13 protein-coding genes are annotated in these 15332 nt (G+C 47.0%); 5 read left to right on the forward strand and 8 right to left on the reverse strand.

From position 1 onward, the window contains the following. The first annotated feature begins 39 nt into the window (after positions 1–39). The gene (locus tag ACLSU7_RS18255) at positions 40–1578 is read left to right on the forward strand and encodes a M17 family metallopeptidase (protein WP_413293328.1); all 1539 of its coding nucleotides are present in this window, start codon (positions 40–42) and stop codon (positions 1576–1578) included. 105 nt (positions 1579–1683) lie between these two features. Here ACLSU7_RS18255 and ACLSU7_RS18260 read toward each other — a convergent pair whose 3' ends face one another. Together ACLSU7_RS18260 and ACLSU7_RS18265 are read right to left on the reverse strand one after the other, a co-directional pair. Then, positions 1684–1992 carry a biotin transporter BioY gene (locus ACLSU7_RS18260; protein WP_413293329.1) on the reverse strand — a complete coding sequence of 103 codons (309 nt, stop codon included), beginning with the start codon at positions 1990–1992 and terminating at the stop codon, positions 1684–1686. Continuing rightward, positions 1986–2207 carry a hypothetical protein gene (locus ACLSU7_RS18265; protein ID WP_413293330.1) on the reverse strand — a complete coding sequence of 74 codons (222 nt, stop codon included), beginning with the start codon at positions 2205–2207 and terminating at the stop codon, positions 1986–1988. Before ACLSU7_RS18265 ends, ACLSU7_RS18260 begins: the two co-directional genes overlap by 7 nt. Positions 2208–2316: 109 nt before the next feature. Here ACLSU7_RS18265 and ACLSU7_RS18270 point away from each other — a divergent pair, with 109 nt between their 5' ends. Continuing rightward, positions 2317–2763 (forward strand): MarR family winged helix-turn-helix transcriptional regulator, encoded by a 447-nt coding sequence (locus ACLSU7_RS18270; RefSeq protein ID WP_413293331.1) that lies wholly within the window; start codon positions 2317–2319, stop codon positions 2761–2763. Positions 2764–3469: 706 nt separating this feature from the next. Here ACLSU7_RS18270 and ACLSU7_RS18275 read toward each other — a convergent pair. Continuing rightward, entirely contained in the window at positions 3470–4879 is a 1410-nt protein-coding gene (locus ACLSU7_RS18275) for a hypothetical protein (RefSeq protein WP_413293332.1), read from the reverse strand. Next, positions 4879–5484, reverse strand: a complete 606-nt coding sequence (locus ACLSU7_RS18280; RefSeq protein ID WP_413293333.1) for a DUF502 domain-containing protein — start codon at positions 5482–5484, stop codon at positions 4879–4881. The genes ACLSU7_RS18275 and ACLSU7_RS18280 overlap by 1 nt, the downstream gene beginning before the upstream one ends. Positions 5485–5660: 176 nt before the next feature. Here ACLSU7_RS18280 and ACLSU7_RS18285 point away from each other — a divergent pair, with 176 nt between their 5' ends. The 3 genes from ACLSU7_RS18285 to ACLSU7_RS18295 all read left to right on the forward strand — a co-directional run bounded on the left by ACLSU7_RS18285 (position 5661) and on the right by ACLSU7_RS18295 (position 9527). After that, positions 5661–7568, forward strand: a complete 1908-nt coding sequence (locus ACLSU7_RS18285; RefSeq protein WP_413293334.1) for a S8 family serine peptidase — start codon at positions 5661–5663, stop codon at positions 7566–7568. Between the two features lie 114 nt (positions 7569–7682). Then, entirely contained in the window at positions 7683–8462 is a 780-nt protein-coding gene (locus ACLSU7_RS18290) for an SDR family oxidoreductase (RefSeq protein ID WP_413293335.1), read from the forward strand. A 162-nt stretch (positions 8463–8624) separates the two neighbouring features. Beyond that, positions 8625–9527, forward strand: a complete 903-nt coding sequence (locus ACLSU7_RS18295) for a hypothetical protein (protein ID WP_413293336.1) — start codon at positions 8625–8627, stop codon at positions 9525–9527. An 85-nt stretch (positions 9528–9612) separates the two neighbouring features. On the opposite strand, the gene mgtE is transcribed toward ACLSU7_RS18295, so the two are convergent. The 4 genes from mgtE to ACLSU7_RS18315 form a co-directional block, all read right to left on the reverse strand. Beyond that, a complete protein-coding gene (mgtE, locus tag ACLSU7_RS18300) occupies positions 9613–10950 on the reverse strand; it encodes a magnesium transporter (RefSeq protein ID WP_413293337.1) in 1338 nt (445 codons plus the stop codon). Between the two features lie 100 nt (positions 10951–11050). Beyond that, positions 11051–12928, reverse strand: coding sequence for an ABC transporter ATP-binding protein (locus tag ACLSU7_RS18305; RefSeq protein WP_413293338.1), 1878 nt, complete (start codon positions 12926–12928; stop codon positions 11051–11053). Continuing rightward, positions 12921–14708 (reverse strand): ABC transporter ATP-binding protein, encoded by a 1788-nt coding sequence (locus tag ACLSU7_RS18310; RefSeq protein ID WP_413293339.1) that lies wholly within the window; start codon positions 14706–14708, stop codon positions 12921–12923. Before ACLSU7_RS18310 ends, ACLSU7_RS18305 begins: the two co-directional genes overlap by 8 nt. Then, a complete protein-coding gene (locus tag ACLSU7_RS18315; RefSeq protein ID WP_413293340.1) occupies positions 14705–15331 on the reverse strand; it encodes a 2OG-Fe(II) oxygenase in 627 nt (208 codons plus the stop codon). Before ACLSU7_RS18315 ends, ACLSU7_RS18310 begins: the two co-directional genes overlap by 4 nt. Position 15332: the final 1 nt, after the last annotated feature.

A 15332-nucleotide genomic window follows, 5' to 3' on the forward strand; every position in this document is an offset into this window, starting at 1 on the left:
ATTTTTCTGTCTTAATCACAAAGAAAAAGTGAGGGTCTCGTGGCAAAAAAGAAGGCAGCGGCGCCAAAAGCATCCGCAAAGCTTCAAATCCGTTCTTGGATTGAAACATTTGATATCGGCAAGGAACTTAAAGTCAAAAACGAAATGACAGGCTTCGTCTATTTCCTGGGTGCCGATGACTCCAATAAGCTTCAGGGCTTGGTGGAAGAGCATGCCTTGGCATGGCAAATGGAATCCATCAAAAAGAACGACAAAGATCTGAACCATTTCGTGGGTCTTCAGGGGCCGGTTTGGATTTTACGTCCTAAAGGCAAAAATTCTGTGGGCCATGATGGTCTATTGGATGAGGCGACGTACACATGGTCGCGCGATCAATTCGGCCTTTTGGTTCCGCATTTTAAATCACACCAGTTAAAATCGTTGCGTATCGAGTTCTTTGGAACTGAAAAAGCTCAAGAGTTGGGTGCCTTAGTTGGTTTAGATATGGCTCCCTACAACTATCGCCAATTCGTTGACGGTAAACACTTGGCCGATATGCCCAAAGTGTCTTTGATCAAATCTTCCGAGGATTTCGATAAATCTCTGATTAAAGAAGCCTCTGTTCGTGCGCGTGCGGTGACGTTGGCTCGCCACTTGGTTAACATGCCTCCAAATGATTTGAATCCAAGAACCTTCTCGGAAATGGCGACCAAGAAACTTCCTTTTGGTAAAAACTTGAAGGTGACTGTTTGGGATGACAGAAAACTTGCAGCTGAAAAAATGGGTTTGCACCTGTCAGTAGGCATGGGCGCTGCGAACGGCCCTCGCATGGTTCATATGAAATACCGTCCGACGAAGAAATCAGGTCTGAAACCTGTCGCTTTCGTTGGTAAAGGGATTACTTTCGACACCGGCGGTTTAGATATCAAGCCTTCATCAGCGATGCGCTTGATGAAAAAAGATATGGGTGGAGCGGCGAGTGTGATCGCTTTGGCTTTGTGGGCTTCTGAATCTCAGTACCCGGGGCCTTTGGATTTCTATTTGGCTTTGGCTGAGAATGCCGTCGACGCCAATGCCTTCCGTCCTGGTGATATCGTCACGGCTCGTAATGGAATGAAAGTTGAAATCGACAACACCGATGCCGAAGGCCGCTTGGTATTGGCAGACGTTTTGGATGTCGCTTGCAAACAAAAAGGTTCCGATGATCCTGAATACGTAATCGACGTAGCAACCTTAACGGGTGCAATCAAAGTCGGTTTGGGTGCAGAGATCGCAGGTCTTTTTGCAAATGACGATGACTTGGCAAACGAACTGACCAAAGCCGGCCAGCGCGCAGGTGATTTGAACTGGCGTATGCCTTTGTTCGATAAATACTGGAGCGATTTGTCGTCACCGTTTGCAGACTGCAAAAACTCTGGCGGCGGTTTCGGTGGAGCGATCACAGCAGCTTTGTTCCTACAAAAATTTGTGGGCGGCAAAAAATGGGCGCACTTGGACGTGTACGCTTGGGCAGACCGTGCGGGTGGGGCGATCGGCAGCAGCGGCGGATCCGGTCAACCTGTACAATGCTTAATCGAATTCCTAGAATCCCGCATTTAGGCATTTAGGTACGGACACACTTTCTCCAGCGAGTTTGGAGCGTGGGAATATGTTTAGAGCATCAAAGAAAATCCACGGATTAAAAGCCGTGGATTTTTTTTTAACTCATCTCTCCACTTGTCTAACAATAAAGCACGCCAACAGAGTCTTTAGAAAATCCCCAGGCAGAAAAGGTAAAACGCCCGTCAGAAATAAAGTCTCGTGAGGCATGTAAAAGGAAAGAACCAAAACACCGCAGGACAAGATCACACAGCTTCCGAAAAATGCAGCAAGCCACGTGCTCCAAAATTTTTTCGTCCACCCGCGATCTGCCAAGTCACCCATTAAATACGAAGCGATAAGCATACCCATCAGATACCCACTGGTGGGGCCAAAACTCATGTGAGTCGCGGTGAAAAGCAGGTAAATCACCACCGCAGAGAACCCCCGGGTCTTTCCCCACAACAATGAATCAAAGCCACGCCAAATGTTTGACCCGTGATCGGTACCGGCGTGAAGGGAAGGGGAATCTTGATCTGCGCCACAGCAGCAATGATCAAAGCGCCAATCAGTGTCGCAGCAATGTTGTGGCTGATTTTATTTCCATATTTAAGAACTATTGATGGGATAAAAGATTTCGCGGCAGTCATTTAGGCCCCCTGTTTTTTTCGAAAAGAATAAGGGGGAATCAGCGTAAAAAAAATCACAAAGAAGCAATTTTTGTTATCAATAGTTGAATGGCTAAACTAATATCGGCCTATGAAGATCTCCAAATATCTTGAACACAGCCCCGTATTCGCTATCAACTCCGCCTATGAGGCGACAATTCCGTACATGAACAAACGGCTTAAGAAAGAAGACGTCAATCTTCTGCAGGGGCTCGTTTTAACGGCTCTATTTTTTGAAGGGCGTTCTGATCTGAGTCCTTCGGGGTTAGCCGAGCAGTTTAAAACCTCCCGCGGGAATATGAGCCACATCCTTTCGCATCTGGAATACAAAGGCTGGGTGAAAAGGGTTCTGGATCCCAAGGATGCACGAAAGTTTTTTATCGAGCTTAAACCTGAAGGAAAAAAGAAAGCTCTGACTTTGATTAAAGTCTACGATCAGATTCAAAATCATTTCGAGAAAGAATTAGGAGCAGCGGCCTGCCAGAGGGCCGCTTCCATGATACTGAGGTTAGCCGATACGGGTGCGACTATCTTTTAGGACGGAGAAGAGTGACAGGACAAATGCCGGCTTTGCAGCATAGGCGGTAAACTTCTTGGCGAGAAGTGGACGGGGATAAAATCCCGTTGATCAGATTTAGAGCCTCCATCGTAACGACAGAGACTTTGCATTCGGTTCCAGAGATAAGTTGCACTAGGCTCACGGGCACCTCCAACTGTTATAGGTTAAAAAGCCTATCGGCAGATATCCAAGATTTTGAAAGTCATTCTCGTTTATGAAAGTCGAATGAGAATTAAACGACAACTCACTGAGAATCCAAAAGGTACGGACACACTTTCTCCCATTAAATTGAGATCGGTCCTCGACGTAAGACTAAGGGAGAAAGTGTGTCCGTACCTTTTGGAGTTTATGCGTTTTGCGCATATTCGGATTCTTAATATGCGTTGGAGTGATTGGCTGTTTCTACCGTATATTGGTCAAATGAAAGGAGCGCTAATTAATGACTAAGCTATTAGAAATGATCAAAGCTAAAATGACTTTGAATCTGAACGATAAAGAAAACTCTGTATTGCTATCTTGCCTTGCAAATCTGCACTAGCTACTGAAAGTGCAACAAGCACTAAGACACTTCTCTTTAGGCGCACTGTAAACTTCGCGCCAAATAAAAAACACCTGAAATAAAATCACTCTCACGAACAATAAATCCAGGTGTTCTTCTTCCGATAATTCGGAGATATCCAGAGAACTACTTATAACCGAAGAGTTTTTGCGATTTAATCGCGGCAACCACTTTTTCCGGAACGAACTGCTCCCAGCGGGGATCCTTGGCTTCGATCATTTTCATGACGTCGCCTGAATGCAGGTAATCTGCTGTCTCATCACAACCGGATACGTCCACAATCTGCTTGCTTTCCACGAAGTAAGTGTAGATGTGGCGTAGGTTGTTGGGTGGGAAAAAACTTTTCGTCGTCATGCAAAGCTGGGACGTCTTGTGAGGGTAAACATAAACTTTGGTCTTTTGCTCCATCAGTTTACCTAAACCTTCTAGCAACCCACCTTCCAGATTTTGATAGTGAGACTCCTGGAAAAGTTTTTCCAGATGGCTCGCGCCGATAATCAAAGCCAGCATATTTTGGTTGTAGCGGCGGATAAATCTTTTCAGTGTATAGAACAAACGGAAATTAGAAATCATCACATAGAAACCAAGACTGGTCAGAGTTTCCACTCGTTGCAAGAAATCGGTTTCGTTAACATCGCCATCCGTCAGTAGGTTGTGCATCGTCATTTCCATGACGGGCAGGATTTCTAGATCCTTTCCTTCCATGGCTTTGACATCAGCACGCATTTGCACCATGCCTTTTTGGATCACATCAATATGAGTTGTCGTGACCGGGCGGAAAGTGCCCCGTTGAATAAGCAGGGATTTGCCGTAAACCGCGTCAGAAACATTCAGGATCTCATTTTTAGGAGAGAACATGATGGCTTCAGCCAAACCACGATGAACTAATTCCAAATTCATCAAACGATTATCAAAGTGGGCAACGGCGGGGCCGTTAAATTTGATCACGTCGATCACGACTTGGCCTTCTTTAAGATTTTCCACCAATTGCGGAATGAAGTTCTCCGTGTCAGCCAGGTCATAGAAAGCACTGAATATCAGATTCACACCCAAGACACCCAAAGACTCTTGTTGTTGCAGGCGGTGACGATCCAGCATGCGCACATGCAGGATGATCTCATTCGCAGGACCACCGGGAGTCGCTTGAAAGCGGACGCCAATCCAACCATGGGATTGTTTGTTAGAACCCACAGAAGCCGTCGCCACGGTTGATGCGAAAGAGAAGAAGCAAGTTTTGCCACCCCGAGGGCCACTGAGCCGTTCAATCAAAAGCTTGTATTCGTGATCCAGCATTTTTTCCAAACGAGATTCACAAACATAACGACCATGGGCTTCACGGCCATAGATTTCGTCGCTGACGATCATGTCGTAAGCAGAGATAGTTTTTGCAATCGTTTGCGAAGCCATGCCTGCCTGGAAAAAGTGGCGGGCTACTTCTTGACCTGCACCGATTTCTGCAAACGCTCCATAGCGAGTGAGATCATTATTGATTTTAAGAGCTTTGCTGACGGTGGTTGCACAAGACGCATCGCTCATTATTTATCTCCCTCGTGCTTATCTGCTTTCACCCAACCCGTAATGGCCAGGCTCATCGCTCTTTCAATTGGGATATCGATAGGAGTGATACGATTGCGAGGAACTAGCAAAGTAAAACCACCCAAACCGTAACTCATCGGAATATACACCGACACATGATCATTGGCTTGAGCTTGAATGGCTGGGATGTCAGAAAAGTGTTCGCGAGTGACAAGGCCCATGGCGCGGATTCCTGATTCAGCGATATCCACCAAAACCACGGTTTGCATGGCGCCACCGGGACCTCCGCTTTTCGAGAACATATTCATCAAATCGCGCAGGGGACTGTAAACTGCTTTGAACAACGGAACCTGAGTCATCTTTTGTTCTAGCTTATGGAAAAGACCGGCTGCTAAAAGGTTGTTCAATAGGAAGCCCAAGAAGAAGATCAACACGATCGTCAGCAAGAAACCCAAGCCCGGAATGTAAACCGGCATAACCTGGCGAAGAGCATCTCCCAGGATGCTATCCACAATAGAGACACCAGCATAGATGATGTAAATCGTAAGTGCGATGGGCAGGAAAGTTACGAGCCCTTGCAAGAAAATTTTCTGAAGCTGTTTCATAGCTGGATGGTCCTTCTGTCTCTCTTTGTATCGGTAAAAAATTAATATCAGGGAAGGCCAGTTGCTTCAAGATCTTACGCTTGTCTCAAAATGGGGCTCTAAATAATGCGCATTTCTGCTCATCTTTCCTAGACCATTTACCGAATAGATAAGGGTCAATTTCTTAAGGAGAAACCGTGAAACTCATTATATTAGGTTTCATTGCCTCGTTCGTAGCATTCAGTGGAGCAGCATTCGCACAGATGTCGACTGTTGTTCCGGGCGAATACATCGTGAAAGTGCGTAACAGTTCAACGGGTGTAAACCAACAAGGCGTTCGTTCAAGACTTGCGCAAAGAGTCACTATGAAAGGTGCTTACAGCCGTTTAGGTATGTATCACGTTTCAGTTCGTTCTTTGTCGACGGCTTCTCAAGAGGTTGAAGATCTTAAGCAAGATCCAGATATTGAATACGTTGAACCTAACTATATATGGTCTGCAGGTCAGAGTTCTTATTCTGAATACGCTTCCCAAGGTTATGCTTTGCAAACTTTGGTAACTAACAATTGGGTTTCCACAAATTCAGCTTCTTATTCTCAGTTTTCAAATACGGTCGTGAACAACACGGCTGTGACCAGTGCCTGGAATCTTTCGACGTCTTTAACGACTAATAGTAATAAAGTTGTCGTTGCGGTTGTTGACTCCGGTCTTGATCGCACGCATCCAGTGTTCAAAGCTTATAAAGCAGACGGTACGGGTGGTTCAGGAGCTTTGTGGGTGAATTCCGCTGAAGCGAACGGAACCCCTGGTTATGATGACGATGGCAATGGTTTTGTCGACGACATCAATGGTTGGAACTTTGTTTCTAACTCTCCCAACGTAAATGACGACAACAACCACGGTACTCACGTATCTGGTATCGTTGTGGGTGCCGGTCTAAATATCTTCCAACGACCTTTGCCTGAATCCAAAATCGTGATCATGCCAGTGAAGTCATTGGGTGCTGACGGGACGGGAACTACCGCAACAGCGATCAAAGCGATCGACTATGCAGTTAATAACGGCGCACAGGTGATTAACAACTCTTGGGGGGGATCAAACTTCTCTAAAGCATTGTTGGATTCTCTGACGGCGGCTTATAACAACGGTATCTTAATCGTCAATGCGGCAGGTAACTATAACAGTAACAACGACAGCTTGCCGATGTATCCAGCGAACTACGATCTTCCGAGTGTGATTTCGGTGGCGTCTGTGGGTTCCTCTGACAATCGCTCATCGTTTTCGAACTACGGTAAAAACACAGTTCATATCGCAAGCCCTGGTGAAAGTATCCTAAGTACAGTTCCAGGGGGCGGTTATAACTATATGTCTGGTACTTCGATGGCATCTCCCTTCGTAGCCGGTGTGGCAGCGTTGGCGCTTCGCGAAGAACCGCAATTAACGGGTTACCAAATCAAACAAAAGCTTTTCGCCAATGTTGACGTGATTGCAGGTCTTGCAAACTTCGTTTCAACAAGTGGTCGTATTGATTCTGCGAAGCTGATGACTGCCGTGCAAGCAAGCCACGGGGAAACAGCTTCTCAACCAAGCTATGTGTACTCTTCAAGTCGTTATCCAGCTTCAGCTGCGGATGGTGCCGGCGGCGCGACAGGTTGTGGTCTTGTGACGACAGCTATTAATGGTGGACCAGGTGCTGGCGGTGCAAATCCAACTGCGGGCGTGGTCTTTGGTTTGATGATGATTCCGATGGCGGTATGGTTCGTCCTTCGTCAACGTGCGATGGCTAACGATCCAAGAAACAAACGCCGTCACGAACGCTTCAAAATGCAATCATCGATCAAAGTGATGGTCGGCGATCGCGAGTTGATCGGTTCAATGAACTCCATCTCTCAAGGCGGTCTGTCATTCAACACCGATCAAGCACTGGAAAAAGGTGGCATTATCACGATGCGCATCCAAAGCCCAGATGGACACGAGGTCATCGAGGTGCAGGGTCAAGTCGTGTGGAGCGAAGCTAACCAAGCCTACGGTGTCCAATTCGCCAATGCGAAACAGGGAACTTTGGCAATGATCCAACAATGGACTGCTAATCTTGTGAAATCATAGTCCCTGTAAAATAAATGAGTAACCACCAGAAGGAGCGCTTGCACAAGCGCTCCTTTTTTTTTGTTTTGCCGATGGGTTGAATCCTTGATGAAATGTCTTCGTTGCGGAGGCATTATGAGTTCATGGGATCTTCAGGGTAAAACAGCGCTAGTGTGCGGAGCTTCACAAGGAATTGGCGAAGCCACTGCCAAACTTCTGGCAGAGCGTGGAGCTCGAATCATCGCCGTCGCTCGTAACGAGGAAAAATTGAAGAACCTGATGCAGACGCTGAAAGGCGGTCCCGGGCACAAATATTTTGTCCTGGATCTTGCCGACACCGATGCCCTTAAAAAGATTCTTCCAGATATCGCCAAAGAAAATGTGCAGATTCTAATTAATAACTCTGGCGGTCCCAAAGGTGGTCCGTTACTTGAAGCCTCCATCGAAGAATTTGAAACCCCGTTTAAAGCTCATTTACAAGCGGCTCATCTGATGGTGCAAACGGTAGTGCCGAGCATGCGCAAGGCTCAATATGGAAGAATCGTGAACATCATTTCTACTTCAGTTAAAAATCCGATCCCAGGCTTGGGTGTTTCTAACACTGTCAGAGGTGCCATGGCCAATTGGTCAAAAACTTTGGCGGGGGAGTTGGGACCTTACGGTATCACGGTCAACAATATGTTGCCGGGATACATTCGCACGGGGCGCATTGAATCCTTGATGGGAGCCGCGGCTCAGAAATCTGGAAATTCGGTTGATGAAATCGAAGAGCAATGGATTAAGACGATTCCTGCCGGCCGTATCGGTGACCCGTTGGAAGCAGCTGAAGGCATTGCCTTTTTAGTCAGCCCAGCAGCCTCTTATATTAATGGTATCAATTTACCGATTGATGGTGGTCGTACGCCTTCCTTGTAGGTCTTTCTAAAGTGGGCGCCCAGAAATGTCACCGGGTGACGTTTGAGGGGCGTTCTTTTTTCTCAAATCAAAACAGTTCCAGCTGAGTCGCTGAACCGCCTGGAGTGGATCTTGCTGAATAAGGGGTGGAAGTATTTTATCGCCTTTTTAAGGAGGCCACTTATGAAGATTTCTAAACTTTTGGCAACTGCTGTTTTGATGAGTCTTGCGGCTTGTGCCGTGAAAGACGATAAAGCTAGCAAAGTAGCTCTTCATGCGAACAACGATGGCGCTCCTACGGGCGAGGTCTCTTCGAAAGTTCTACCGGGTGGTCAACCAGGTAAAATCAATATTATGGGTGCCCTGGTTGCTGAAGACGGGAAAACTCTTAAAACGGGAATATCTATTAACTTGATGGGCGGTAAAGCTCTTGATGGTAAAGTGGCTGAAGTTGCAACGAAACAACCGGAACTTGGTCAAGTTCAGGTGGATGGCGATGTTGATCAAGCTGCAAAAGAATCTACTTATTTAAATGTCGGTTGCGTAGAAGATGATATCGATAAAACGTATACAAACGGTTTAGAAGCGAAAGCTTTGGCAGATGTAAAAGACGCAACTTCCGTGAAACTAACTGCGAAGGTTGTTTTTATTTGCGGTAACGTAGGACTAAAAACAATCAGTGCGGCGATCAAAGCAGACAAACTTATCTTGAACAATGTGAACCTAGTGAACATGGTGGCAGCGGGTGCACTTGATATCGCAGCGAACAGCGTCGTTCTAAAAGGTCAAAACCGCCTGGGCACAATGGGTGCTGACAGTGCCGGTGAGGTTGTCGAAGCTCCTGTTCTTAATATCAACGTGATCAAAGAAGTAACTGGCGATGGCACTTTGATGCTGACAAGTCAGGGTGGTAACGTGATCTCTGCAGCGGAAGATGTCGCGAAATCAAGTGATACTTCTGCTGAAAAATTGCAGCGTCTTCATGATAAAAAAGAAGAAGCTGAGATGAAAGCAAGATCTCAAACTGCAACGCAAACACAAACTAATTCTGAAGCGGGTGCAGATAAAGACTCTGATAAAGAATAGTCGATACCTTAAATTTAAAAATTAAAAAGGCGTCTTGAAAACAAGACGCCTTTTCTTTTTAATAGCAAATTTTGAAAGATTCGAACTAGAGCAGAACTCCGTGCAACACGACCGAAGCCACCGAGAAATAAATAATCAAACCCGTGACATCCACCAAGGTTGCAACCGCTGGAGCTGATGCGGAAGCCGGGTCAAAGCCGATCTTTTTAAGCAAGAACGGAAGCATCGATCCCGAAATCGTTCCCCAAAGAACGATACCGATTAAGCTTAACATCACAGTAACAGCCACCAGCACATAGTGAGGACCATACAAAGCTTCACGTGTAGGCCAGATCAGGATACGGCAAAGGCCGACCAAACCTAGGGTCACACCCAGTGCCAGCCCTGCCATCAGCTCACGGCCCAGAACACGCCACCAGTCACGGATACGAACCTCACCCAGGGCCATCGCACGGATAATCAAAGTCGATGCCTGAGAACCGGAGTTACCGCCTGAACTGATAATCAATGGAATGAAAAGAGCCAGGACCACTGCGCGCTCGATCTCGGTTTGGAAATAACCCATCGCAGTTGCAGTGAACATCTCTCCTAAGAAAAGAACCAACAACCAGCCCGCACGTTTTTTAATCATGTCGAACATGGAAATTTTCATGTAGGGAGCATCCAAGGATTCCACACCACCCAGTTTGTGGATGTCTTCTGTGGTTTCTTCCTGGACTGCTGTCGCCACGTCGTCGAACGTAACGATACCCTTCATCACGTTGTGTTCATCAACAACGGGGAGGGCCATCAGATCATGTTGAGAAAAGATACGACCGATTTCCTCTTGGTCCATGTCAGGTGGAACCTTTAGAACTTCGGTTTGCATGATTTCAGAAATCTTGGTGCCAGCCGCTGCAGAGAAAATCTCACGGAAAGAGATCACTCCTGCCAGATGCTGTTCCGAATCCAAAACGTAGGCATAATAAATCGACTCAACGTGCGTCTTTGCTTGAATGCGAAGGTAACTGATCGCTTCATCCACAGTCATCTCTGCACGCAGACGTACGAAACGGGTGCTCATCAAGCCCCCGGCAGCGTCTTCGGCATAAGCAAGCAGGGCAATCACTTCACGTTTTGTTTGTGGATCTAGCAAGGACAACAAGTCGTCTTTGTGATCGGGACCCATTTCCTGAATCAAATCGGCCACGTCATCGGGTGCAAGCAGGCGCACCCAAGAGCGCTTCTCAAGGTGAGACGCTTCTGAAATAAGTTCGGCCTGGTCATGGGTCGGTAGATTAAGGAAAAGCTCCTCGGCATCAGTGCGGGGCAGCTCTTTGAACTTTTCACGACGCTCATCAGGGGTCAATGAAGACCACTGATCCGTCAGACTGATCACGGAGTTTTCGTCTAGTGTTTCGTCGAGGGATTGGTTGTTATCCATGCCCACCTCATCGTCGTTCAGAGAGTTTATGTCGTGTCTCGAGGAGTACCTCTTTTCATCGGACGCGGCAAACTTTAAATTGAGGGGGGAGCAGAATTATTTAAACCAATTCTGTTTTTTTAAACCGAGGCAAAATCTCTGCTGTCGGTCCCATCTCGACAATCTCCCCATTCTGTAACCATAAAATCCTATCACACTTTGCGAGGGTCGATAAACGGTGTGCGATGATGATCTGTGTACGGTCAGCAAAAAACTCCTCAGTGGCGCGGACCAGGATCTCTTCAGACTGCGGATCTACAGAGCTGGTGGCCTCATCCATAATCACAATCGGGGATTGCTGCAAAAGACAGCGGGCCATACATAAAAGCTGGCGTTCACCCAGAGATAAATTTTTACCCCGCTCTTCGATTCTCATTTCAAGGCCCTGGACCTGACCCTGGACCCATTCCAATAAACCGACTTTTTGCAGGACTTCAAACAGGGCTTCGTCCTTGTGGTTGCCTTCGATATCCAAGTTAAAGCGCAATGTTCCTTGGAACAAAATCGGTTCCTGGGAAATAAACGCCATGGATTGACGGTACAAATTCAGATCCATCCCCTGATCTGTTTCGTTGATCTTGGGAGCATGGTGGTTGATGGTGATCTGGCCCTGGTCGATCGGATACAAATGGAAAAGGGCTTGGATCAAACTGGATTTTCCAGAACCCGTGCGACCCACGATCCCTAAACGTTCACCCGCTTTGACTTCAAAATTCAAATTCTTAAGCACCCACGGCAGATCTTCGCGGTAACGGAAGGAAAGATTTTTGACTTCAACCGAAGCACTGCGAGCCTCGGTTAAACGGCGATGGCTTAAGTATTTTTCAGTTTCGGCAGCATAAACGGGGTGACCTGTCGCGAATTTCGCACTCGCTGGCAGATGATTGCCTTTTTCGATATCCATGCGCATGTATTGATCCAGACGCTCGACACCAATCATGGCCTCTTCAAATTGCGTCAACCACTCAAAGAACATTTGCACAGTATTTCCCGAAAGCGAGATAAACGTGAAAGCGACGCCGACGGAACCCACACTTGCCCAGCCTTTTTCAATCATGAAATAGGAGGCTACACCGGTGATCAATAACAACACCGCCGTCATGCTGTTCATTTGGAACGAAAAGCTGATCAGTTGTTTTGTGGTGAAAAGTTTTTGGCTTAGGAAATAGCGATCCAAGCTTTCAAATCTTTCCGTAAAGGATTCCTGGCGACGGAACGAACGGATAGTGCTTGCCCCTTGGGTCGTTTCTGCAAAGTGCGCAATACTTGGAGAGCGGCTCGCAGACAATTCTCGACGGGCCTTGCGCAGTTTTTCCTGATTAAGCTTATACACAAAGAAATTCAAAACGGCGATGAACGCGACCAGGATTAAGAAAATCGGATTTGCGATCGTGATCAAGATCGTCATCATGATCAAATCAAAGATGATACTTAAAAACTCCGCCAAGGGGCCACCAAAAAGACGGAAGACGTTCCCGTAGTCGCTGGAAAAGCGCGTGATGATACGGCCCGCAGGTGTGTTATCAAAAAATCCCATCGGCAGACGGGACGTGCGCAATGTCACTTCGTCATAAAAACTGGAAATCGCTTGCGCCGACAGCCGTGAAAAGCCCACGCGGAACACCAAAGTCATGCAGAAACCACAGACCGCCATCACAAAAAGCAGGGTGATAATTTGCATCGAGGAATGTGTTTCCAGCGGAGAGTGTTTGCCAACCAGGCTATCCACCCAATATCCGATCACATTGGTATTTGCTAGCAATAGACCGCGACCAATAATTCCTAAAGCGACACAAGCACTGATGCGAACCAGGAACGGCTTGTAAGCGAAAAGCAAAGTTTCATAAATGGTTTTATTATAACCACCTTCTTTGCGAACTTCTCCGTCAGACAGGTATTTAGGTTTAACCACTTGATGGCGTTGGTTGCGATTAGCCACGAGTCACCTCGTCCTCTTTTTGAGCAGTAGCTTCTTTAGCAACCGATGTTGTGTACTCGCGGAATTTTTCGTTGTGAGCTAGGAGCTCCTCGAAAGTTCCCTGATCAATGATACGGCCTTCTTCCAAGAACAAGATTCGATCCACGCGGTTCAAGGCTGACAGGCGGTGAGTGACCAGGATGCGTGTGCGGTTTTCCCAAGCGCCGATTAAAAGTGTATCGAAAAGCTTTTGTTCCGTATCCACGTCAACAGCGCTTAAGCAGTCATCCAAAAGTAAAATCGGTGCATCGTGATAGTGAACGCGGGCTAAGCTTACGCGCTGACGTTGCCCCCCGGAAAGGTTCACGCCGCGTTCGCCGATTTCCGTTCCAAGGCCTTTTTCCACGCGCTCGGTGTTTAATTCAAACTGCGCAAGCTTTAGCGACTCTTCAACCAAGGAATCGCGTTCAGGATCGATGTCATATAGGAAAGCCACGTTTTCGCGCAAAGTGGCGCTCATGATAAAGCCTTCCTGCGGAACGTATGCAAAGTTACTGCGCACGGAATTGTTTTTCTCTTTCAGAGCGTCCATGGCTCCGATACGGTAGCTTTGAAATAAGGCCCCGGTTTCACGAAGCAAAGACAAAAGCAGCATGGACTTGCCAGATCCGACTTCACCCACGACTGCAACAAACTCGCCCTCTTTGATATCGAAGTTCATGTTTTTTAGAATATGACGACTGCCGATGCGAAGATTCAAACCCCGCACTTGCAAAGCATACTTTTCATCCAAGGCCGCTTGCTCTGCCGTTTCGACATCCTTGCCATCGGTCTGATTGTTTTTCGTCGAGAAAAATTCTTCCAGGCGCTTTAGAGAAGTCCAGGAGTCAAATGCAAAAGTAAAAAACCAAGGCATCTGACGGAACGGGCGAGTCAAAAAGATGGCGACGATCCACAACAGCGCCAAAAGCTCACCACTCGTCAAAGTCTGCTTGGTGTAAAGAACCAAGGAGCCCAAGGTCACAACATTCAAAATGAAAGTCACGGACGAGGAAATTGCATTCATGATCTGACCGTTTGTCACCATCATCACGCGGTTGCGAGTTTCCACTTCACGTTTTGCAAAGATGCCATCTTCAAAATGACGAATCCATCCCAGGATGCGGATGGTGCGGATGTTTTGAATCCACTCATTCACCAAGCCGATGCGTTCGGCCGCGAGTTGCTTAAAGCGGAAAAAGAAACGGGACTGGCGAAAGGCCATGAAAGAATTTAAACAGGTGATCCCAATCATCACCCAGATCGTCGGCCACAGCGGAATGTCAAAGAGTACTGAAATTGCAAAGGGTGACAGGAGCAACGGAAATAACGTGGAAGCACCGGCTGGTAAAGTTTGATCCAAAAACACGGTCGCACCTTGAACGTCGGTCGCGTACAAGGACACGATCTCACCCACGGGCCTGTGGCTCATGGTATCGACCCGCAGATTCAAAGTTTTCGAATAGAGGCGTTCAGCAAAAACTCTTTGCATGAACAAGGCTTCTTTAGAGCTCAAGTAATTCGTCAACTGACTGAAGGCTTGCGAAGAAAGCACGCAAAGGAACGCTCCCAAAATAAACCACAAAGGGGAGCTCACTTGAAACAGGTGAAGCTTTGAAGGAGTGTGTGTCAGTTGATCAATGAATTCTTTTTGGAAAAACGGTCCCAAAATCCCAAATAGTGCCGCCAATAAGGAACAGCCCAGAATAACAAAACGGGCGTGAAGGCGAGTGAAGACTACTTCCGAAAACAAAGATCTCATAATGCATCGTCCCTAAACCACCCAGTTAAACTCAGGCGGGGATTGAAGCTCTTTTCCACTTGATGGGGGAAAAGGTCGCTTCGAAAAAATATCAGTTGTCCCAGGTGAGGTTGAACGGTTGCCAACAACTCATCGGGATTCTCTGGATTATACAGGCTCAATTCTCCGCCGTGGTCTTTTTGCCAGGACTCATTGAGATAAAGCACGAAAGTAATTTTACGATGACTGGCGCCGCGGGGATTGTCGATATGTTTATCGTATCCCGCTTCAGGTGGGTAAAAAGCAAAATGACTTTCCACACGTTTTAAACCCATAAAGAAAAACTGATTCAACTCCTCGCGGATCACTTCAAGGCATTGCAGGAATTCTTGTTGCAAGGGGGAGTTCCCCTCATCCAACCACAGGGTGAAATCGCCGCGAATTTCAGCAGCCGTGAGCTTGTTCCCAGAGGAACCTATGGAGGCCTTTTTGAGTTCGCCTTCAGAGTAGAGTTTTTGACACTCTTGGGCGAGTTTGGCGCAAAAATCAGGAGCAAAGACCTCTGCTGAGAGGGCCCAGTTATTTTCCGCCAATTTCTCGAAGGATTGTCTTAATGCTGAGAGATTGATTTGCTTCTGTTCCAAA

Source organism: Bdellovibrio sp. HCB185ZH (genome assembly GCF_047302455.1).
Classification (GTDB): domain Bacteria; phylum Bdellovibrionota; class Bdellovibrionia; order Bdellovibrionales; family Bdellovibrionaceae; genus Bdellovibrio.